Below are 20,914 nucleotides of genomic sequence, written 5' to 3' on the forward strand. Positions count from 1 at the left end.
ATTCTCAGACTCCGGCGGGCGTACGGGCGTCGGACAGGTCCGCGGGCGAGGCCAGGTGGCCCAGCACGGCGGTGGCGGCGGCGACCTGCGGGGAGACCAGGTGGGTACGGCCGCCCTTGCCCTGCCGGCCCTCGAAGTTGCGGTTCGAGGTGGAGGCGGAGCGCTCACCGGGGGCCAGCTGGTCGGGGTTCATGCCGAGGCACATCGAGCAGCCGGCGTGCCGCCATTCGGCGCCCGCGGCGGTGAAGACCTTGTCCAGGCCTTCCTCGACGGCCTGGAGCGCGACCCGGACCGAGCCCGGGACGACCAGCATCCGTACCCCGTCGGCGACTTTGCGGCCGTCCAGGATCGCGGCCGCGTTGCGCAGGTCCTCGATCCGGCCGTTGGTGCAGGAGCCTACGAAGACGGTGTCCACGTCGATCTCGCGCAGCGGCTGGCCGGCGGTCAACCCCATGTACTCCAGCGCCTTTTCGGCGGCGTTGCGCTCCGAGGCGTCCTCGTACGAAGCAGGGTCGGGGACGTTGGCCGAGAGCGGCGCGCCCTGGCCCGGGTTGGTGCCCCAGGTGACGAACGGGGCCAGTTCGGCGGCCTCGATGACGACCTCGGCGTCGAAGACCGCGTCGTCGTCCGTGCGCAGCGTCTTCCAGTACGCCACGGCGGCGTCCCAGTCCTCGCCCTGCGGGGCGTGGTCGCGGCCCTTCAGGTAGTCGAAGGTGGTCTCGTCCGGGGCGATCATGCCCGCCCTGGCGCCGGCCTCGATCGACATGTTGCAGATGGTCATCCGGGCTTCCATCGAGAGCTTCTCGATGGCGGAGCCGCGGTACTCCAGGATGTAGCCCTGGCCGCCGCCGGTGCCGATCCGGGCGATGATCGCGAGGATCAGGTCCTTGGCCGTGACGCCGTCGGGCAGTTCGCCGTCGATGGTGATCGCCATGGTCTTCGGGCGGGCCATCGGCAGCGTCTGGGTGGCCAGCACGTGCTCGACCTGGCTGGTTCCGATGCCGAACGCCAGCGCGCCGAAGGCGCCGTGCGTGGACGTGTGGGAGTCGCCGCAGACCACGGTGGTGCCGGGCTGGGTCAGGCCCAGCTGCGGGCCGACCACGTGCACGACGCCCTGCTCGACGTCGCCCAGGGGGTGCAGCCGTACGCCGAACTCCGCGCAGTTCTTGCGCAGGGTCTCCAGCTGGGCGCGGGAGACCGGGTCGGCGATCGGCTTGTCGATGTCGAGGGTCGGGGTGTTGTGATCCTCGGTGGCGATGGTGAGATCGAGGCGCCGCACCCGGCGTCCGGCCTGCCGGAGGCCGTCGAAGGCCTGGGGGCTGGTCACCTCGTGCAGCAGGTGCAGATCGATGAAGAGGAGGTCGGGCTCACCTTCGGCGCGCCGGACGACATGGTCGTCCCAGACCTTCTCCGCCAGTGTCCTACCCATCGCTTTCCCTCCGGCCGGCGTCTTCGCCGGCCCAACTAGAGATTCGGTGCGCCGCCGTCCGGACCCCCGTGCGGGGCGGTGGCTACGGGCCGTTGTGTGGCCGCCCGTACAGGTTCGCAACTTCCGCCGAATATTGAACTTGCGTTTCACAGAGTGAGACGGGAGTATCGTCGTATGGACAACTCTAGCGGCGTCGGCGTTCTCGACAAGGCGGCTCTGGTATTGAGCGCCCTGGAGTCCGGCCCGGCCACCCTCGCCGGGCTGGTCGCGGCGACCGGGCTCGCACGGCCCACGGCCCATCGACTGGCCGTGGCACTGGAACACCACCGCATGGTGGCGAGGGACATGCAGGGCCGTTTCATTCTCGGCCCCCGGCTGGCGGAGCTCGCGGCGGCGGCGGGCGAGGACCGCCTGCTGGCCACGGCCGGACCGGTACTCACCCACCTCCGGGACATCACCGGCGAGAGCGCGCAGCTCTACCGCAGGCAGGGCGACATGCGGATCTGCGTGGCGGCGGCGGAGCGGCTGTCCGGTCTGCGGGACACCGTGCCGGTCGGCTCCACGCTCACCATGAAGGCCGGCTCCTCGGCCCAGATCCTGATGGCCTGGGAGGAGCCGGAACGGCTGCACCGCGGCCTCCAGGGCGCCCGCTTCACGGCGACGGCACTCTCGGGCGTACGGCGCAGGGGCTGGGCCCAGTCGATCGGCGAGCGCGAGCCGGGTGTGGCCTCGGTCTCGGCGCCGGTGCGCGGCCCCTCGAACCGGGTGGTCGCCGCCGTCTCGGTCTCCGGACCGATCGAGCGGCTGACCCGGCACCCGGGCCGGATGCACGCCCAGGCGGTCATCGACTCGGCGGCCCGGCTCAGCGAGGCCCTGCGCCGCACCGGCTGACGCCTACCCGAGCACACCTTCCCCCGGCCGCCCCAGCGTCGTGGCGGCCCCCTCCCAGCACCTCGCTGCCGGGGAGTTCACCCCCGGAACCTCAGTTCGCGGACGAGCGGTGCGCGAAACGGTCCGCCGCCCGACGGCCCCGCGCCTCCAGCGGCAGTACGCCCGTCGCACGGGCCAGCCCACGGACCGGCATATCGGCGTAGATGGACTCGTAACCGCCCTCGGGCACGACATACGACTCGTGCCACAACCCCACGTGCCGCCGGGACTTCTTCTCCCTACGGTTCATGATCGCCCAGGCCCTGCGGTGGAACATGTCGGGAGCGCTCGCGTACGCGTAGAGCTTCTCCTTCGACTCCCAGTACTGGACGACGTAGTACGTCCGCGGCGAGCCGGTCAGCAGCGTGTGGCCCAGCAGGCCGCGCCCCTCGTCCCTGCCCAACTCCCGCAGCATGCGCAGCATCGCCAGCAGTACGGGCAGCCAGTGGTGCACGCCCCGGAAGTGGTTGATGCGCATCCCTATGAGCAGCACGACCACCTCCCCCTCGGCCCCGGCGGTGGTCCGTCCCGGTATCGGCTTCGCGAACACGCCTGCCCCTTCCCCCATTGGAGAGTTCCACTATCCAATGATTGGATAGTGCCACTGCCCAAGAGGTGGCGCAAGGGAAGGCACGGAACATGCGGCTCTCGGAACTGAGCGAGCGGAGCGGCGTCAAGACCGCGACGATCAAGTACTACCTGCGCGAGGGGCTGCTGCCCCCCGGTCAACGGATCACCGCGACGCAGGCCGAGTACGACGAGGCCCATCTGCGCCGGCTGCGTCTGGTGCGGGCCCTGATCCAGGTGGGCCGGCTTCCCGTGGCCACGGCGCGCGAAGTCCTCTCCCACATCGACGACGCGTCCCTGGGCCGGACGATCCGGCTGGGCGCGGCGCTGTGGTCGCTCCCGCACGGCCCGGACCCCGACGAGGAGGCACCGGAGACGGCCGCCGCCCGGGAGGCCGTCGAGCGGCTCCTGGACCGGATCGGCTGGGCGACGTCGCAGGAGATCGGCTCCCTCTCCCCCGCGCACCGCTCCCTGGTATCGTCGGTGGCCACCCTGATCCGGCTCGGCTACCCCTGTGACGCCGACTACCTGGCCGAGCAGGCCGGCCTGATGCGTCAAGTCGCCGTCCAGGACCTGGACATGATGGAGACGTACCCCACGGAGCCGGAGCAGGTGGAGATGGCGGTCGCGTCGGCCGTGCTCTACGAGCCGCTGCTGATGGCCCTGCGCCGGATGGCCCAGGAGGAGGAGTCGGCCCGGCGCTACGGACTCTGAACGGCCCCGCGGCCCGAACGGGCCGCGCAGGCAACGGAGAAGGCCCTCCACCGAAGTGAAGGGCCTCCGCCTGTCCTGCTGTTGTACCCCCGACCGGATTCGAACCGGCGCTACTGCCGTGAGAGGGCAGCGTGCTAGGCCGCTACACAACGGGGGCCTGTTACTACTGATTACTGCTGTTGCATTTCTGCGCTGGGCTACCAGGACTCGAACCTAGAATGACGGTACCAGAAACCGTAGTGTTGCCAATTACACCATAGCCCATGGTGTTACAAGTACCCCCGACCGGATTCGAACCGGCGCTACTGCCGTGAGAGGGCAGCGTGCTAGGCCGCTACACAACGGGGGCCCTAGCGATCCTGCATCGAGAGCGTGGGTGCGACCCAGATGATCTCGCGGGAAGGATCTGTACCCCCGACCGGATTCGAACCGGCGCTACTGCCGTGAGAGGGCAGCGTGCTAGGCCGCTACACAACGGGGGCTTGTTACTACTGATTACTGCTGTTGCATTTCTGCGCTGGGCTACCAGGACTCGAACCTAGAATGACGGTACCAGAAACCGTAGTGTTGCCAATTACACCATAGCCCACTGAAACGCAACCCCTTGCGGGGTTTTTGTTCCGCTTGCGCTTCCCGTTCGGATCTTCCGTCCCGCTCGGGCGGCGCAGGAAGAACATTACCCGAAGGTGTCCGGCGCTCCAAAACGGGTATTGCCCGCCAGCAGTCCGGGCAGCTGGTCGAGCCCGCTGATACGGACGAGCTCGGGCCGTCCGCCGCGTCCGCCGCGGTCCAGCCAGATCCCCATCAGCCCGGCGGCGACCGCTCCACCGGCGTCGATGTCCGGCTCGTCCCCCACGTACGCCACCTCCTCCGGCTCCAGCGCCAGCGCCTCGCACGCGGCGTGGAACGCCCCGGCCGCCGGCTTGGAGACCCCCAGCTCGACGGCACACACCACCGCCTCGAACCGGTCCCGCACCCCGAGCGCGCGCAGCTTGCGGTCCTGGTTGTGGATGCTGGAGTTCGACAGCACCGCGTGCCGGAACCCGTCCGCCAGCAGATCCAGCACGGGCAGCACATCCGGGAAGAGCGCCCAGGCGGCCTCGTAGTGGGCCGCGTGGCGAGCGAACCAGTCGTCGGCCTCGGCATCGTCCAGCGCCCGCGAGACGAACTCCCTGACCCGGTCCCGGCGCTGCCCCAGGAAGTCCGTCTCCCCTGCGGCGAACCGCGCCCAGTGCACATCGGTGATCGCCCGCCACGCGTCGAGCGCCTGCTCGGCGTCGCCGTATCCACCGGGCAGGCCCTCCTGTTCGAGGTGGGCGCGCATGCCGACGCGGTCGGCGCCGCTGTAGTCGAAGATCGTGTCGTCGATGTCCCAGAGCACGGCTCGGATGACCATGCGGCCAGGCTAGCGGTCACGTGCCGGGCGCGGGAGGGCGTCACCAGGGCTCGGAATTCCAGCCGGCCGACGCCTGGGGAACGAGTCTCCCGGCCCGGAAACGGCGCAGGGGGCGGCCCCGGAGTGAACCGGGGCCGCCCCCTCGGGGCAGGAAACCTGGACCGTTACGCGGCCAGCTTCGCCAGGGCCGCGTCCACCCGGGCCAGGGTCTTCTCGCGGCCCAGGATCTCCAGGGACTCGAAGAGCGGCAGGCCGATCGTGCGGCCGGTGACCGCGACGCGGACCGGGGCCTGGGCCTTGCCGAGCTTCAGGCCGTGCTCCTCGCCCGCGGCGAGGATGGCGTTCTTCAGGGCGTCCGCGTTCCACTCGGCGTCGGCCAGCTTGGCGCGGGCCGTGGTGAGGAGGGCGTCGGAGCCCTCCTTCATCGCCTTGGTCCAGGACGCCTCGTCCGTCGCCGGCTCGTCGAGGAAGAGGAAGTCGACGTTGGCCGTGATGTCGGAGAGGACCGTGACGCGGGTCTGGGCGTGCGGGGCGATCTCGGCGAACTGCTCCGCGTCGAAGGACTCCGGGGCCCAGGGGGCGAACGGGGCCTTCAGCCAGGGGCCGCAGGCCTCGGTGAACGCCTTCACGTCCATCTTGCGGATGTGCTCGGCGTTGATGTGCTCGCACTTCTTCAGGTCGAAGCGCGCCGGGTTGGCGTTGACGTCCTTGATGTCGAACGCGGCCACCATCTCCTCGATCGAGAAGATGTCGCGGTCCTCGGCGATCGACCAGCCCAGCAGGGAGAGGTAGTTGAGCAGTCCCTCGGGCAGGAAGCCGCGCTCGCGGTAGAGGTTCAGGGACGCCTGCGGGTCGCGCTTGGAGAGCTTCTTGTTGCCCTCGCCCATGACGTACGGCAGGTGGCCGAAGGCCGGGGTGTCCTTGGCGATGCCCAGCTCGATGAGCGCCTTGTAGAGGGCGAGCTGGCGCGGGGTGGAGGAGAGCAGGTCCTCGCCGCGCAGGACGTGGGTGATCTCCATCAGCGCGTCGTCGACCGGGTTGACCAGCGTGTACAGCGGGGCGCCGTTGGCGCGGACGATGCCGTAGTCCGGCACGTTCTCCGGCTGGAAGGTCAGCTCGCCGCGGACCAGGTCGGTGAAGGTGAGCGCCTCGTCGGGCATCCGGAAGCGGACGATGGACGTGCGGCCCTCGGCCTCGTACGCGGCGATCTGCTCGGCGCTCAGCTCGCGGCAGTGGCCGTCGTAGCCGGACGGCTTGCCGGCGGCGCGGGCGGCGTCGCGGCGGGTGTCGAGCTCCTCGGTGGTGCAGTAGCAGTGGTACGCGTACCCGCCGGCGAGGAGCCTGTCGGCGACGTCCTTGTAGATGTCCATGCGCTGCGACTGGCGGTACGGGGCGTGCGGGCCGCCGACCTCGGGACCCTCGTCCCAGTCGAAGCCGAGCCAGCGCATCGAGTCCAGGAGCTGGTTGTAGGAGTCCTCGGAGTCACGGGCGGCGTCCGTGTCCTCGATGCGGAAGACCAGGGTGCCGCCGTGGTGCCGGGCGAAGGCCCAGTTGAACAGGGCGGTGCGGACCAGGCCCACGTGGGGGTTGCCGGTCGGGGAGGGACAGAAACGTACGCGTACAGGTGCGTTAGCCACGCTTGATCACCTTGTTGGTGAGAGTGCCGATGCCTTCGATGGTGACGGCGACCTCGTCGCCGACATGGAGGGGTCCGACCCCTGCGGGAGTACCGGTGAGGATCACATCGCCCGGGAGCAGCGTCATGGCTTCCGTGATGTGGACGACCAGATCCTCGATCGAGCGGATCATGTCGCTCGTCCGGCCCAGTTGGCGTTGCTCGCCGTTGACCGTGGCCTGGATGGTCAGGTCGTGGGGGTCGAGGTCGGTCTCCACCCAGGGGCCGAGCGGACACGACGTGTCGAAGCCCTTGGCACGGGCCCACTGCTTCTCGCGCTTCTGGGCGTCGCGGGCGGTGACGTCATTGGCGCAGGTGTAGCCGAAGATGACGTCCTTCACGCGCTCGCGCGGCACTTCCCGGCACATGCGGCCGATGACCACGGCCAGTTCGGCCTCGTGGTGGAGTTCGTTCGAGAAGGAGGGGTACTCGATCGCGTCGCCGGAGCCGATCACCGAGGTGGTGGGCTTGAAGAAGGCGACGGGGACGTCCGGTACCTCGTTGCCGAGTTCCGCTGCGTGCTCCGCGTAGTTGCGGCCGATGGCCACGACCTTGTTGGGGAGCACGGGCGGCAGGAGGCGGACCTTGCTCAGCGGGACCTTGGTGCCGGAGAGCTCGAACTCGGCGTACGGAATGCCCTTGATGATGTCGAGGACGAGACCATCGGGCCCCTCGCCCTCGACGGCGCCGAAGGCGACATTGCCGTCGATGGAGAACCTGGCGATGCGCACGGGATGCTGTCGCCCCTCACTTGCTGGCTGAAGACTGACGCTCCAGGCTAACGCGTCGCCCGGCGGGGATTGCCCCAATTGCCGGGCGGCGTGACGGGGCACCCCCGCCGGGCGGGGGCTGCGGCGCGGGATCGGGAGGCGGCGTCCGTGCTACTCCGCGACGACGGCGGAGGCCGGGGCTTCCATGAGGATGGTGCGCCGGGGGTTGGCCGTCTGGGTGGGCAGATCCACGGCGTGCTCCGGCCGCTCCGGCGTCCGCAGCGCTTCGGCGTCCTTGAGGTGCGCCAGCGTGGTGCGCCGGGGGTTGGCAATGTTGCGGAACGTCATCGTCGTCTTCATCTGCCGTTCGGACCCTGTCGGTACGGGCGCCGCCCGGAGGGGCGCCGGTTGTCGGATTTGCCATCCCTGTAAAGCGTCAGGCTAAACATCCAATTCCCTCCGGGAGCCCGGAAGAGACGGCGATCATCATGTGAGTTTGCTCACGGCCGCACCGGCAATTCCCGCATTTCGGGCAGTAGACCATGGCGACAGAAACAGACATTACGTCACTGAATCATCCATTCCACTCCTGACCATGGCGACTGGGACACCCTTTACGGTTGATCGATTCGCCCTTAATCATCCGCTTTATCCGTGATCACGCTCCACTGCTTGTTACTCAGTCGTCACAACGTGTCACTCAGGCCATGGTGCGGCGCGGGGCCCTTGTTGGAGATCCGGCACTGTGCTGGAATTCCACGCACCGCCGCGGGTTTCAAGCCGGCGCGCAGGGGGCGCAACGGAGCGCCGAGTGGCGGCGGAAAGGGGAAGGACGCCGGTCACTCACGACCACCATGGGGCGGGTACAACGCCCCACGACGCCGACACCGTTCCACCGCTTCGCGCGAGGGAACGCCTGGTCCAGAGGTTGCGACGCTAGTGCAGGGACGTTTCAAGAGGGATGGCAGCGCTGCGGCGGAGCAGGAGCCGCACGGCGGGACCGACCGCGGTTCCTCGGCCCAGCACGCCCAGAACCCCGGGCCTGCCGCGGCCGGCGAGAGCGGCGACCGCGCACAGCGCCCCGGTGCCACGGCGAACGGCGAGACCGATCCGGTCGCGTCGCCGCAGTCCCGGGGCCCCGTCAGCACCGGCTCACGCGTCGCTCTTCGCAACTGGCGCATCAGCACCCGTCTGGTCTCCCTGCTCGCCCTTCCCGTGGTCGCCGCGACCACCCTGGGCGGACTGCGGATCAACGACTCCATGAACGACATCCAGCAGCTGGACCACATGCAGCTGCTGACCAAGATGACGAAGCAGGCGACGTCGCTGGCCCAGGCGCTCCAGGAGGAGCGCGACCGCTCGGCCGGTCCGCTGGCCAACGGCGTGAAGCCCGACGACTTCAAGGTCACCGAGCCCCGCAAGAAGACCGACCGGGCGAAGACGGCCTTCCTCGACGCGACGACCTCGATCGGCGACCCCTCCGGCGACGAGGCCCTCGAAGGCATCTATTCGAGCGTCACCCAGATCGCGAGCCAGCTGGCCGAGATCCGGGACATCCGCAAGGCGGCGTACGGCAAGGGCACCCCGAGTCTCCAGACCGTCGACCAGTACAGCCAGCTGATCACCTCGCTGCTGAGCCTCTCGCAGGACATGGCGCAGGCGACCAGCAACTCGGAGATGATCAAGCGGACCCGGGCACTGGCGGCCTTCTCCTCCGCCAAGGAGTACGCCTCGGTCCAGCGGGCGATCATCGCCGCGGCGCTGCCCGGCGGCAACGACAAGCAGCCGCACCTCGACGAGAACGACAAGCAGTTCGGCCGTGCCGCGCTGCGCAAGGAGACCTCGGCGCTCCGCTCCTTCAAGGCCGTGTACGGCGACAACGCCGATGAGCTGACCGCCACGCTGGACGAGGGCAACCCCGAGATCAAGGCGGCCAACACCTACGCGAAGAAGGTGCTGGACAGCCCCTCGGGCATGACCGGCACCGCGCGCCGCTCCTACCTGGACTGGTACGACCAGAGCTCGACCAAGATCCAGGCGATGAAGACCATCGAGGAGACCCTCCTCAGCGACATGGAGGGCAAGGCCCGCGAGCTCCGCGACGAGTCGAAGCGCGAAGCGATCATCAGCGGTGCGCTCATCCTGCTGGTGCTCGGCGTCTCGCTGGTCGGCGCCTTCGTCGTCGCCCGGTCGATGATCCGCTCGCTGCGCCGGCTCCAGGACACCGCGACGCGCGTAGCCCAGGACCGGCTGCCCGAGCTCGTCAAGCAGCTCTCCGAGGCCGACCCGCAGGACGTCGACACCTCGGTCGAGTCGGTCGGTGTGCATTCCCGGGACGAGATCGGCAAGGTGGCCGCGGCCTTCGACGACGTGCACCGCGAGGCCGTCCGTCTCGCCGCCGAGCAGGCCCTCCTCCGGGGCAACGTCAACGCGATGTTCACCAACCTCTCGCGCCGGAGCCAGGGCCTCATCCAGCGCCAGCTCTCGCTCATCTCCGAGCTGGAGTCGCGCGAGGCCGACCCGGACCAGCTCTCCTCGCTCTTCAAGCTCGACCACCTCGCGACCCGCATGCGCCGTAACGGCGAGAACCTCCTCGTCCTCGCGGGCGAGGAGCCGGGCCGCCGCTGGACCCGCCCCGTCCCGCTGGTCGACGTGCTCCGTGCCGCCGCCTCCGAGGTGGAGCAGTACGAGCGCATCGAACTGGCGGCGGTGCCCGCCACCGAGGTCGCGGGCCGCGTGGTCAACGACCTCGTGCACCTGCTCGCCGAGCTGCTGGAGAACGCCACGTCGTTCTCCTCGCCCCAGACGAAGGTCCGGGTCACCGGTCACGCGCTGCCCGACGGGCGGGTGCTGGTCGAGATCCACGACACGGGCATCGGCCTCTCCCCCGAGGACCTCGCCGCGATCAACGAGCGGCTCGCCTCGCCGCCCACCGTGGACGTCTCGGTCTCCCGCCGCATGGGTCTGTTCGTGGTCGGCCGGCTGTCCCTGCGTCACGGCATCCGGATCCAGCTGCGGCCCTCCGACTCCGGCGGCACGACCGCGCTGGTCATGCTGCCCGTCGATGTCGCGCACGGCGGCAAGCAGCCGGTTCCCAAGCAGGCACCCGGACAGCAGTCCGGCGCCCCCGGCGGCCTGCTCGCCGGTGGCGGCGCGAGCGGTCCGGGCAACGGCTCCCGTCCCGGCGGTGCCCCGTCGGGCCCGGCCGGCCGTCTCGCCCCGGGGCCGGGCGCCTCGCGCGGCCAGGTCGGCGCGGGCTCCGCGCCGCGTGCCGCCCTGCCCTCCCGCGACGGCTCCCCCCGTCACCAGCAGGGCCAGCCGAACCAGCAGGGTCAGCAGAACGCCGGATTCCAGTCCGCCGGGCTGTCCGGCACCGGACCACAGGACGTCTCCCGCCCGGAGCCGCAGCGTCAGGGCGGCGGCCTCGCCGGCGCCTTCGGCAACGGCGCCCGGCTCGGCGCCCGCGGCCAGGGCGACGGACCGGGTCGTCCGGACTCCGGCCGCCCCGACCTGTTCGGCCAGAACCGCCAGGACCCGAACCGCCAGGACCAGAACTTCCCGGGCCAGAGCTTCCAGGGCCCGGACCGCCAGGACCCGAACGGCCAGCAGGGCCGGCCGAACGGCCCCGCCCCGTGGCAGCCCTCGCAGCCGCAGCAGGCCCGGCAGAACCCGGCGGGCCAGGGCGGCTTCCAGCAGCCCGGCGGCCGGGGCGAGTCCGGTCTCCGGCTGCCCCCGGCCGGCGGCCCGCGCGCCGAGCTGCCCGGCGGCAACCCCCAGCCGCAGCGTCCGCAGACCACCAGCTGGGGCACAGAGGAGCCGTCCGCGCCGCGGCGTACTCCGCTGGACGCCCCGCGCGGTCACGAGGAGCCCGAGTCCACCGGCCAGTTCCAGCGGCCGATGAACCCGCCGCTCCCCCCGCGGACGCCCATGGACGACCGGCAGGGCCCCGGCTCCACCGCCGAGTTCGCCCGTCCTGACTTCTCCGGCCCGGCCCCGCAGCCCCAGGCCCCGCAGGACCTGTCGGCCCAGGACCCGGCGAGCACCTCGCAGTTCGCCCGGCCCGACTTCGGACAGCCGCTGCCCACCCGGTCGCCGGACCAGGGCCTGCCGGCCCCGCGTCAGCGCGGCCGGGACGACGAGGACTTCGGTGCTCCGCGTCCGCCCGCCGGTGACGGGCAGTACCGTCCGGTGCTGCCGCCGCAGCCGCAGCCCGAGGCGCTTCCTCCGGCGGCCGGGCCCGGGGACGGTCGTACACCGCTGTACGACACCCTGGAGACCAACTGGTTCCACGGCCCGCAGCAGGGCGGTCAGCAGCCGCCCGCCGAGCCGCAGGCGCCCGCGCACCTCTCCCCGCAGCAGGCCCCGGAGCCTCCCGCGGCCCCGCGCCGCGGCGGAGACGACACGGGCAACGCCACAAGTTCCTGGCGCCCCTCGCCGAACGACGAACTCGTACGGCAGGCGGAGCGGGTCAAGAAGCCCGCGGCAGGCGGAGTCACCACTTCCGGACTGCCGCGCCGAGTGCCTCGCGCCAACCTGGTGCCGGGCACCGCTCAGCAGCAGAACCATCAGTCAGGTCCGCAGGTGTCACGCGCCCCCGATGATGTACGCGGGCGGTTGACCAATCTCCGCCGGGGCATCCAGCAAGGGCGACAGGCCAACAACGGCCAGTCGACCGGCAGTTTCCCACTCGGCCCCACTCACCAGCAGGAGCGTTAGTTGAGCCCGATGAGTCAGGCCGCGCAGAATCTGAACTGGTTGATCACCAACTTCGTGGACAACACCCCCGGGGTGTCGCACACGGTGGTGGTCTCCGCCGACGGACTCCTGCTGGCCATGTCCGAAGGATTTCCCCGTGACCGCGCCGACCAGCTGGCGGCCGTCGCCTCCGGGCTGACCTCGCTGACCGCGGGTGCTTCCCGGATCTTCGAGGGCGGTGCCGTCAGCCAGACCGTGGTGGAGATGGAACGCGGGTTCCTCTTCCTGATGTCCATCTCGGACGGCTCCTCGCTGGCCGTCCTCGCCCACCCGGACGCCGACATCGGCCTGGTCGGGTACGAGATGGCTCTGCTGGTCGACCGTGCGGGCACCGTCCTCACCCCCGATCTCCGTGCCGAGCTCCAGGGCAGCCTGCTCCATTAGGCGGCCATGGATCGATGACAGACTCGATTGCCCCAGCCAACGCCCTCAACCCTCGCCCGTCCGGCCGCTTAGAGCCCCCCACCGGCCCCTTCAGACGGCAAGCCGACGCACTGCTGTCACGCCCGGAGGATTCATGACCCCGCCACCCGCCTCACCCGATCCGTACGGCGCACTGCACCACGCGTCGTACGACGGTGAAGGCGACCAGCCACTGGTCCGCCCGTATGCCATGACCGGTGGCCGGACCCGGCCGCGCTACCAGCTCGCCATAGAGGCGCTGGTCTCCACCACGGCCGACCCCGCGCACCTGGGCACACTGCTGCCCGAGCACCAGCGGATCTGCCACCTCTGCCGTGAGGTCAAATCGGTGGCCGAGGTCTCGGCGCTGCTGTCGATGCCGCTCGGTGTGGCCCGGATTCTCGTCGCGGACCTGGCGGAAGCCGGCATGGTGGCCATCCACCAGCCGGGCAATGGAGAGGCCGGCGGCGCGCCGGATGTGACACTGCTCGAAAGGGTGCTCAGTGGACTTCGCAAGCTCTAGCGGCGGTGCGGCCCGTGCCACCACCTCGGCGAAGATCGTGGTGGCAGGGGGCTTCGGCGTGGGCAAGACCACGTTCGTCGGTGCCGTCTCGGAGATCAACCCGTTGCGTACGGAGGCCGTGATGACGTCCGCGTCCGCGGGCATCGACGACCTGACGCACACCGGGGGCAAGACGACGACGACCGTCGCCATGGACTTCGGCCGTATCACGCTGGACCAGGACCTGATCCTGTACCTCTTCGGTACGCCCGGACAGGACCGCTTCTGGTTCATGTGGGACGACCTGGTCCGCGGCGCCATCGGCGCCGTCGTCCTCGTCGACACCCGCCGCCTCGCCGACTGCTTCCCCGCCGTCGACTACTTCGAGAACAGCGGCCTTCCCTTCGTCATCGCCCTCAACGGCTTCGACGGACACCAGCCCTACACCCCCGACGAAGTCCGCGAAGCCCTCCAGATCGGACCCGACACCCCGATCATCACGACGGACGCGCGCCACCGCGCGGATGCCAAGAGCGGTCTGATCACGCTCGTCGAGCACGCGCTCATGGCACGGCTCAAGTAAGAACAAGTCGGTATTGCCGTACGGTAGTTACCGTAGTCGGACGGGGGTGGGCTGTGTCCTTTGACACGATCCGCCCCCGTATTCATAACGTTTCGACAGAGAATTGCCCCGCGTTCGACACCCGGCGCATCCGTTTGGTGCCACTCCGCTCACCTGAGCCCCGCCTTTTGACGGGGCTCGTTCTTTATGCCCGTTTTATCTGAGGTCTGGGCCACTCGGAATGACAGGTTCCGACTGTTTGGAACGCGGCCGGTCCCCGTGCTGGAATTCGACGAACTCCCGAGTAGTACGGCCCTGAACGAAACACGGCACAGCGTAGGTGCCGACGCCGAGAGGTTGTTGGTCGAGTGAGGCGAAACAACGCGGGCTCCACGGCGCAGCAGGAGCGGGGCAACTTCACCCCGCCGCCGCGCGCCGCGGCGGCGTCCGCCGATGCGTCCCGTACCGCGGTGTCCGGTGGCAGTACCAGTCGGCTGTCCCCGCGCAACTGGCGGGTGCCCACTCGGCTGAACGCCATCCTCCTGATCCCCGTCGCGGTCGGCCTGGTCATGGGCGGGTTCCAGGTGAAGGGGTCGATCGACACCTGGCGCGAGGCGCAGGACGCCGAGAAGACCGCGCTGATCGTGCGCGCGGCCGCCGAGTACGGCCAGGCCCTCCTCAACGAACGCGACCTCTCCGCCCAGCCCCTCCTCTCGAACAAGCGCGACGCCGCCGTCATCGGGCAGGTCCAGGCCGCCACCGACAACGCCGCGGGCAAGTTCAACGACGCCGTGAAGGGCATGCCCCGGAAGCAGGGCCTGGAGCGGCGCCTCCAGCTCTTCCGGCTGGAGGAGCCCACCCTCCCCGGGCTGCGCAAGGCGGCCTTCGCCGGGGCCATGGACCCGGTGAAGACGGAGGAGGGCTACGTCAAGGTCCAGCACTCCCTGATGGAGTTCAGCAACGAGCTGGGGCTGGGCACCGGCAACATCACCAGCTACGGCCGTACGGTCTACGCGCTCGAACTCGCCAAGGCTGCAGAATCGCTTCAGCGCTCCATCGGCATGCATCTGCTGGTCCGCCCGAGCCAGGAGCGCGCCACGTTCGACGCCCAGGTCAAGGCCTTCGGCTCGTACAACTACCTGGAGCAGATCGCACTCGGCGAGTTCACCTCCGGCGGTACGGAGGCCGACGCGGCCCGGCTGAAGCAGGTCATGACCGCCAAGGCCGACGAGGGTGCCCAGGAGGTCAGGAAGGCCAGGGAGAAGGCCGCCGCGGCGGGGACCCCGTTCGTCACCCCGCCCAGCATCGACGGTTCGGTCTTCGACGGCATGGCCCAGCAGATCGCTCAGGGCAAGTCGCCCGAGAAGCTGGCCGCGAAGGGCATCACGCCCGAGACCTGGATGGCGGCCGCCACCGCCAAGTTCGACGGCTACACCACGGTCGAGGACGAGCTCGTCGACAAGGCCGTGAAGGAGGCCTCGGACATCTCGTCCGGCGCCCGCAACGACGCCTTCGTCAACGCCGCCGTCGTGATCGTCGCCCTGCTGGCCGCGTTCATCCTGGCCGGCCTCATGGCCCGGCAGATGAGCCGCTCGATGCGGAAGCTGCGTACGGCCGCCTTCGGGATCGCCGAGCAGCGGCTCCCGATGCTGGTCGACCAGCTCTCCCGGGCCGAACCGGAACGGGTCGACACCCGGGTCCAGCCGATCCCGATCCACAGCCGCGACGAGATCGGCGAGGTCGCCCGCGCCTTCGACCAGGTGCACCGCGAGGCGGTCCGGCTGGCGGCCGAACAGGCGATGCTGCGGGGCAACGTCAACGCGATCTTCACCAATCTCTCGCGCCGCAACCAGTCGCTGATCGAGGGTCAGCTGACCCTCATCACCGACCTGGAGAACAACGAGGCCGACCCGGACCAGCTGGAGAACCTCTTCCGGCTGGACCACCTGGCCACCCGTATGCGCCGCAACGGCGAGAACCTCCTGGTCCTCGCCGGCGAGGAGCCGGGCCGCCGCTGGAACCAGCCGGTCCCGCTGGTCGACGTGCTCCGCGCCGCCTCCTCCGAGGTGGAGTCGTACGAGCGCATCGAGCTCTCCGGGGTGCCCGAGACCGAGATCCACGGCCAGTCGGTCACCGACCTCGTGCATCTGCTGGCCGAGCTGCTGGAGAACGCCACCACGTTCTCCTCGCCGCAGACCAAGGTGCGGGTCACCGCGACCCGGCTGCCCGACAGCCGCGTGATGATCGAGATCCACGACAAGGGCATCGGCCTCACCGGCGAGGACTTCGCCGACATCAACCACAAGCTGGCCAACCCGCCGACCGTGGACGCCGCGGTGTCGCAGCGGATGGGGCTGTTCGTGGTCGGCCGGCTCGCCGACCGGCACGGCATCCGGGTCCAGCTGCGCCCCTCGGGCGAGCAGGCCGGGACCACCTCGCTGGTCATGCTGCCGGACGCGATCACCCATGGCGGCGGTGGCGAACCGGCCCCCGCGGCCGACGACTTCACCGTCTCCTCGATCATTCCGGAGCAGCAGGGCTTCGCCCAGCAGCCGCCCCAGCCGCAGCCGCGCACGGCGGCGGAACTCGGCTTCGACGACTCCCGCTACGAGCAGCCCTCGCCGGAGGCCCCGCAGCTGGACCCGGTGGGCCGTTCGCTGCTGCGCGGGGAGCGCCGGGCGGCGCTGGGGGCGCAGACGGCGGACGAGCACCAGCAGTTCCCGCAGCAGCCGTACGCCGACGGCCCGTACGCCGGGAACGGATACGCCCAGGAGCCGCAGCCGACCGCGCAGGAGCAGTACCAGCAGGCTCCGTACGAGGGCGGCTACGAGCCCTACGGCAGTGCCCCGGGCTTCGCCCAGCAGCCCGAACAGGGTCTGCCCGGCGGCTATGCGGAAGCCGGTTATGCGAGCGGCGAGACCCCGCAGCCGTCGTACGGGGAGCAGTTCGCTCCCCGGTCCCACCAGGACGACTGGCCGGATCAGGGTGCCTACCAGGGTGCGTACGAGCCCTTGGCCCCGGCGGAAGCGGAATCCGTCGCGAGCGCCCCTGCGGAGCCGCAGGAGCGCGTAGGCTTCGACTCCCAGGGGCCCACGCCCAACTCCGGTCACGAGCTGACCGAAGCCGGGCTGCCGCGCCGGGGCGGACAGCAGCACTGGCAGCCCACCGGTCGCGGCAACAGCCGCCCCGTCGCCGCGCAGCAGGAAGTGCAGCAACAGCAGGAACTGCCGCAGCAGCCGTCGCCCGCGCAGCAGGACGGAACCGGCTCCGACGACTGGCGTTCGGCCAACGACGAGCGCTGGGAGCGGGCCGAGAAGCTCCGGGAGCCGAAGGCGGGCGGGATCACCCCGTCCGGACTCCCGCGGCGGGTGCCCAAGGCCAATCTGGTCGAGGGCACGGCGGAACAGACTGTGCAGGGCGGCCCCCAGGTTTCCCGTGCCCCCGAGGACATCCGCGGCAGGTTGAGCAACCTGCGGCGGGGTGTGCTGCGGGGACGCAGCGCGGGTTCGGACGACAGTAATACCTACGACCAGGAGCGTTAGTGTGAGCCCGATGAGCCAGGCGGCGCAGAATCTGAACTGGTTGATCACCAACTTCGTGGACAACACCCCCGGGGTGTCGCACACGGTGGTGGTCTCCGCCGACGGACTCCTGCTGGCCATGTCCGAGGGATTCCCCCGTGACCGCGCCGACCAGCTGGCGGCCGTCGCCTCCGGGCTGACCTCGCTGACCGCGGGTGCCTCGCGGATCTTCGAGGGCGGCGCGGTGAATCAGACAGTTGTGGAGATGGAGCGCGGATTCCTCTTCATCATGTCCATTTCCGACGGATCCTCACTTGCCGTTCTTGCACATCCGGATGCCGATATCGGTCTGGTCGGGTACGAAATGGCACTTCTCGTCGACCGCGCGGGCAGTGTCCTCACTCCGGACCTCCGTGCCGAACTACAGGGAAGTCTTCTTAACTAGTAGACAGACAGTGCGTTTCACGCCACCGCGCCATAAGGTGCGGTGGCGCGGACCCACTGGGATCGGGACCGGCAGTCGGAGGAGGAATCGTGGACACACCCCAGGGCGGGCACCCTTACGACGGTGGCCGACACGTACCGGGTGAGCACGGGGACAACCGGTTCTACTTCCCCTCCGCACCCGGCGGACAGGGCCCCCAGCCGCTCTACCGGCCCTACCAGCAGCCGCGGCAGGCCCAGCAGCCGCCGCAGGGCACCCCGCAGGGCTCCGGATGGCCCGCGCAGCGTCCTCACCGCTACGACCCGCCCCGGACGCCCCGTATCCAGCCGGTGCAGCCGCGGCAGACCCCCGAGCCTGCCGCGCCCTCCGCGCACAATCCGCTGGTTCGTCCGTACGCCATGACCGGCGGCCGGACCCGACCGCGCTACCAACTCGCCATTGAGGCGTTGGTCAGTACCACGGCCGATCCGTCCCGGCTGCAAGGGCAGTTGCCCGAGCACCAGCGGATCTGCCGGCTGTGCTTCGAGATCAAGTCGGTCGCCGAGATTTCGGCACTGCTCTCGATCCCGCTCGGCGTTGCCCGGATCCTCGTAGCCGACCTGGCAGAGGCCGGACTCGTCGCTATTCATCAGCCCGGCGGCGACGAGTCCGCCGGCGGCCAGCCAGATGTGACACTGCTCGAAAGGGTGCTCAGTGGACTTCGCAAGCTCTAGCGGCGGAGCAGCCCGCTCCACTACCTCGGCGAAGATCGTGGTGGCAGGGGGCTTCGGCGTGGGTAAGACCACGTTCGTCGGTGCCGTCTCGGAGATCAACCCGCTGCGCACCGAAGCCGTGATGACGTCCGCGTCCGCGGGCATCGACGACCTGACGCACACCGGGGACAAGACCACCACGACGGTGGCGATGGACTTCGGTCGCATCACGCTGGACCAGGACCTGATCCTGTACCTCTTCGGTACACCGGGGCAGGACCGTTTCTGGTTCATGTGGGACGACCTGGTCCGCGGCGCCATCGGCGCCGTCGTCCTCGTCGACACCCGCCGCCTCGCCGACTGCTTCCCCGCCGTCGACTACTTCGAGAACAGCGGCCTCCCCTTCGTCATCGCCCTCAACGGCTTCGACGGACACCAGCCCTACACCCCCGACGAAGTCCGCGAAGCCCTCCAGATCGGACCCGACACCCCGATCCTGACCACGGACGCGCGCCACCGCGCCGACGCCAAGAGCGCGCTGATCACGCTCGTCGAGCACGCGCTCATGGCACGGCTCCGCTAGGACCTCCCGGTCCGGACGTACGAAAGGGCCCCGCACTCCGGAAGGAGTGCGGGGCCCTTTCACGCGGTGGGTGTCAGCCCTGCCAGGAGTGCGGGGCCCGGAAGCCGGGCGTGCGCTCCAGACGGCGCCAGCCGGCCGTGTTGCGGCCGCGGTGGGCGGGGGGCGCGGCGGGCTGGGCCGCGGCGCGGGCGAGCAGGACCGCGGTTATCGCGGCCAGTTCCTCGGGGTCGGCAAGACCCTTCTCGACACGCAACACGGACTCGGCGGCAGTGCTCATGGGTGGTTTCTCCGTCTTCTCGGCAGGCAGGTCTTCGCGGGCTCGGCAGGGGTGCCGCGCGGGGTGCGGACTACTGCGGGGGGTTGCCGTGCTTGCGGGACGGCAGGTCGGCGTGCTTGGAGCGGAGCATGGCGAGCGAGGCGATCAGTACCTCACGGGTCTCGGCGGGGTCGATGACGTCGTCGACCAGGCCGCGCTCGGCTGCGTAGTACGGATGCATCAGTTCCGCCTTGTACTCCTTGACCATGCGCTTGCGCATGGCTTCCGGGTCCTCGGCGTCGGCGATCTGCCGACGGAAGATGACGTTGGCGGCGCCCTCGGCGCCCATCACCGCGATCTCGTTGGTCGGCCAGGCGTAGGTCAGATCCGCACCGATGGACTGGCTGTCCATCACGATGTACGCACCGCCGTACGCCTTGCGCAGGATCAGCGAGATCCTCGGCACCGTGGCGTTGCAGTACGCGTAGAGCAGCTTCGCACCGTGCCGAATGATTCCACCGTGCTCCTGATCGACCCCGGGCAGAAAGCCGGGTACGTCCAAAAGAGTGATGATGGGAATGTTGAATGCATCACACATCTGGACGAAGCGAGCCGCCTTCTCGGAGGCTTCGATGTCCAGGACGCCGGCGAGGGACTGCGGCTGGTTGGCGACGATGCCGACGACCTGGCCGTCCATCCGGGCCAGGGCGCAGACGATGTTGCGGGCCCAGCGCTCGTGGATCTCCAGGTAGTCGCCGTCGTCGACGAGCTCCTCGATGACCTTGTGCATGTCGTACGGGCGGTTGCCGTCGGCCGGAACCAGGTCGAGCAGGACGTCGCCGCGCCGGTCGGCGGGGTCGTCGCTCGCGGCGGTCGGCGGGTTCTCGCGGTTGTTCGAGGGCAGCATCCCGATCAGGTAGCGGACCTCGGCGATGCAGGTCTCCTCGTCGTCGTACGCGAAGTGCGCGACGCCCGAGGTCTCGGCGTGCACATCCGCGCCGCCGAGCCCGTTCTGGGTGATCTCCTCGCCGGTGACCGCCTTGACGACGTCCGGTCCGGTGATGAACATCTGCGAGGTCTCACGGACCATGAAGACGAAGTCGGTCAGCGCCGGGGAGTAGGCCGCGCCGCCCGCGCACGGGCCGAGCATCACGCTGATCTGCGGGATGACACCGGACGCCCGGGTGTTGCGCTGGAAGATCCCGCCGTATCCGGCGAGCGCGCTCACGCCCTCCTGGATACGGGCGCCCGCGCCGTCGTTCAGCGAGACCAGCGGCGCACCGGCCGAGATGGCCATGTCCATGATCTTGTGGATCTTCGTCGCGTGGGCCTCGCCCAGCGCGCCGCCGAAGATCCGGAAGTCGTGCGCGTAGACGAAGACCGTACGGCCGTCGACCGTGCCCCAGCCGGTGATGACACCGTCGGTGTACGGCTTCTTCTCCTCCAGGCCGAAGCCGGTCGCCCGGTGCCGGCGCAGCTGCTCGACCTCCTTGAACGAACCCTCGTCGAGCAGCAGCGCGATGCGCTCACGCGCCGTCAGCTTGCCCTTGGCGTGCTGCGCCTCGGTCGCCCGGTCACTCGGTCCGCGACGGGCCTGCTCACGCAGCGCCAGCAGTTCGGCCACACGGCCACGGGTGTCGCTCGGCTCGCCCGGGGTTTCGTCCACAACGGTCATGTACCGACCCTACGAAGCCCGGCAAGGAAATCCTGCCGTCGACTCCGTACAGTCTCCTGACCCGTTTCCTGGCGGAGCCCCACAGAAGCCGGGCGGCATG

Annotated in this window: 18 protein-coding genes and 5 tRNA genes; 10 read left to right on the forward strand and 13 right to left on the reverse strand. The window is 69.9% G+C overall.

Annotated elements, in window-relative coordinates; genetic code table 11:
* Positions 1-4: 4 nt before the first annotated feature.
* The gene (leuC, locus tag GA0115234_RS23830; protein ID WP_093545164.1) at positions 5-1,429 is read right to left on the reverse strand and encodes a 3-isopropylmalate dehydratase large subunit; all 1,425 of its coding nucleotides are present in this window, start codon (positions 1,427-1,429) and stop codon (positions 5-7) included.
* A gap of 174 nt (positions 1,430-1,603) precedes the next feature.
* Here leuC and ndgR point away from each other — a divergent pair, with 174 nt between their 5' ends.
* Positions 1,604-2,320: an IclR family transcriptional regulator NdgR gene (gene ndgR, locus GA0115234_RS23835; protein WP_014048551.1), complete on the forward strand. Its 717-nt coding sequence runs from the start codon at positions 1,604-1,606 to the stop codon at positions 2,318-2,320.
* 91 nt (positions 2,321-2,411) lie between these two features.
* Here the strand turns inward: ndgR and GA0115234_RS23840 are convergent, their stop codons facing one another.
* Positions 2,412-2,909 carry a DUF4188 domain-containing protein gene (locus GA0115234_RS23840; protein ID WP_093545167.1) on the reverse strand — a complete coding sequence of 166 codons (498 nt, stop codon included), beginning with the start codon at positions 2,907-2,909 and terminating at the stop codon, positions 2,412-2,414.
* Positions 2,910-2,998: 89 nt separating this feature from the next.
* Here GA0115234_RS23840 and GA0115234_RS23845 point away from each other — a divergent pair, with 89 nt between their 5' ends.
* Positions 2,999-3,640, forward strand: a complete 642-nt coding sequence (locus tag GA0115234_RS23845) for a MerR family transcriptional regulator (protein WP_093545170.1) — start codon at positions 2,999-3,001, stop codon at positions 3,638-3,640.
* A gap of 84 nt (positions 3,641-3,724) precedes the next feature.
* Here GA0115234_RS23845 and GA0115234_RS23850 read toward each other — a convergent pair.
* From GA0115234_RS23850 to GA0115234_RS23890, 9 genes are all read right to left on the reverse strand, one after another.
* Positions 3,725-3,797 (reverse strand) — tRNA-Glu (locus GA0115234_RS23850).
* A gap of 35 nt (positions 3,798-3,832) precedes the next feature.
* A tRNA-Gln gene (locus GA0115234_RS23855) sits at positions 3,833-3,904 on the reverse strand.
* Positions 3,905-3,916: 12 nt separating this feature from the next.
* Positions 3,917-3,989 (reverse strand) — tRNA-Glu (locus tag GA0115234_RS23860).
* 60 nt (positions 3,990-4,049) lie between these two features.
* Positions 4,050-4,122: transfer RNA gene (locus tag GA0115234_RS23865), tRNA-Glu, on the reverse strand.
* A 35-nt stretch (positions 4,123-4,157) separates the two neighbouring features.
* A tRNA-Gln gene (locus GA0115234_RS23870) sits at positions 4,158-4,229 on the reverse strand.
* Between the two features lie 87 nt (positions 4,230-4,316).
* A complete protein-coding gene (locus tag GA0115234_RS23875) occupies positions 4,317-5,036 on the reverse strand; it encodes an HAD family hydrolase (protein ID WP_093545173.1) in 720 nt (239 codons plus the stop codon).
* Positions 5,037-5,200: 164 nt separating this feature from the next.
* Positions 5,201-6,673, reverse strand: coding sequence for a glutamate--tRNA ligase (gltX, locus tag GA0115234_RS23880; RefSeq protein ID WP_093545176.1), 1,473 nt, complete (start codon positions 6,671-6,673; stop codon positions 5,201-5,203).
* Complete coding sequence (locus tag GA0115234_RS23885) at positions 6,666-7,442, reverse strand: fumarylacetoacetate hydrolase family protein (RefSeq protein WP_093545179.1); 777 nt, start codon at positions 7,440-7,442, stop codon at positions 6,666-6,668. The genes gltX and GA0115234_RS23885 overlap by 8 nt, the downstream gene beginning before the upstream one ends.
* Positions 7,443-7,592: 150 nt before the next feature.
* Positions 7,593-7,781, reverse strand: a complete 189-nt coding sequence (locus tag GA0115234_RS23890; protein ID WP_093545182.1) for a hypothetical protein — start codon at positions 7,779-7,781, stop codon at positions 7,593-7,595.
* A gap of 579 nt (positions 7,782-8,360) precedes the next feature.
* Here GA0115234_RS23890 and GA0115234_RS23895 point away from each other — a divergent pair.
* The 8 genes from GA0115234_RS23895 to GA0115234_RS23930 all read left to right on the forward strand — a co-directional run bounded on the left by GA0115234_RS23895 (position 8,361) and on the right by GA0115234_RS23930 (position 18,883).
* The gene (locus GA0115234_RS23895) at positions 8,361-12,137 is read left to right on the forward strand and encodes a sensor histidine kinase (protein WP_093545185.1); all 3,777 of its coding nucleotides are present in this window, start codon (positions 8,361-8,363) and stop codon (positions 12,135-12,137) included.
* Positions 12,138-12,560: a roadblock/LC7 domain-containing protein gene (locus GA0115234_RS23900; RefSeq protein ID WP_003966009.1), complete on the forward strand. Its 423-nt coding sequence runs from the start codon at positions 12,138-12,140 to the stop codon at positions 12,558-12,560.
* Between the two features lie 133 nt (positions 12,561-12,693).
* Positions 12,694-13,101 (forward strand): DUF742 domain-containing protein, encoded by a 408-nt coding sequence (locus tag GA0115234_RS23905; RefSeq protein ID WP_003966010.1) that lies wholly within the window; start codon positions 12,694-12,696, stop codon positions 13,099-13,101.
* The gene (locus GA0115234_RS23910; RefSeq protein ID WP_072487286.1) at positions 13,082-13,663 is read left to right on the forward strand and encodes a GTP-binding protein; all 582 of its coding nucleotides are present in this window, start codon (positions 13,082-13,084) and stop codon (positions 13,661-13,663) included. Before GA0115234_RS23905 ends, GA0115234_RS23910 begins: the two co-directional genes overlap by 20 nt.
* A gap of 347 nt (positions 13,664-14,010) precedes the next feature.
* The gene (locus GA0115234_RS23915) at positions 14,011-17,184 is read left to right on the forward strand and encodes a sensor histidine kinase (protein ID WP_093545188.1); all 3,174 of its coding nucleotides are present in this window, start codon (positions 14,011-14,013) and stop codon (positions 17,182-17,184) included.
* Positions 17,185-17,194: 10 nt separating this feature from the next.
* Positions 17,195-17,608 (forward strand): roadblock/LC7 domain-containing protein, encoded by a 414-nt coding sequence (locus GA0115234_RS23920; protein ID WP_006127847.1) that lies wholly within the window; start codon positions 17,195-17,197, stop codon positions 17,606-17,608.
* An 89-nt stretch (positions 17,609-17,697) separates the two neighbouring features.
* Positions 17,698-18,321 (forward strand): DUF742 domain-containing protein, encoded by a 624-nt coding sequence (locus GA0115234_RS23925; protein ID WP_093545191.1) that lies wholly within the window; start codon positions 17,698-17,700, stop codon positions 18,319-18,321.
* Positions 18,302-18,883 (forward strand): GTP-binding protein, encoded by a 582-nt coding sequence (locus GA0115234_RS23930; protein ID WP_014048542.1) that lies wholly within the window; start codon positions 18,302-18,304, stop codon positions 18,881-18,883. Before GA0115234_RS23925 ends, GA0115234_RS23930 begins: the two co-directional genes overlap by 20 nt.
* 73 nt (positions 18,884-18,956) lie before the next feature.
* On the opposite strand, the gene GA0115234_RS23935 is transcribed toward GA0115234_RS23930, so the two are convergent.
* Both GA0115234_RS23935 and GA0115234_RS23940 read right to left on the reverse strand, forming a co-directional pair.
* Entirely contained in the window at positions 18,957-19,160 is a 204-nt protein-coding gene (locus tag GA0115234_RS23935) for an acyl-CoA carboxylase subunit epsilon (RefSeq protein ID WP_093545194.1), read from the reverse strand.
* 70 nt (positions 19,161-19,230) lie between these two features.
* Complete coding sequence (locus tag GA0115234_RS23940) at positions 19,231-20,814, reverse strand: acyl-CoA carboxylase subunit beta (RefSeq protein WP_072487290.1); 1,584 nt, start codon at positions 20,812-20,814, stop codon at positions 19,231-19,233.
* Positions 20,815-20,914 lie beyond the last annotated feature (100 nt).

The sequence above is a fragment of the Streptomyces sp. DvalAA-43 genome (genome assembly GCF_900091725.1).
In the GTDB taxonomy this organism is placed as follows: Bacteria; Actinomycetota; Actinomycetes; order Streptomycetales; family Streptomycetaceae; genus Streptomyces; species Streptomyces pulveraceus.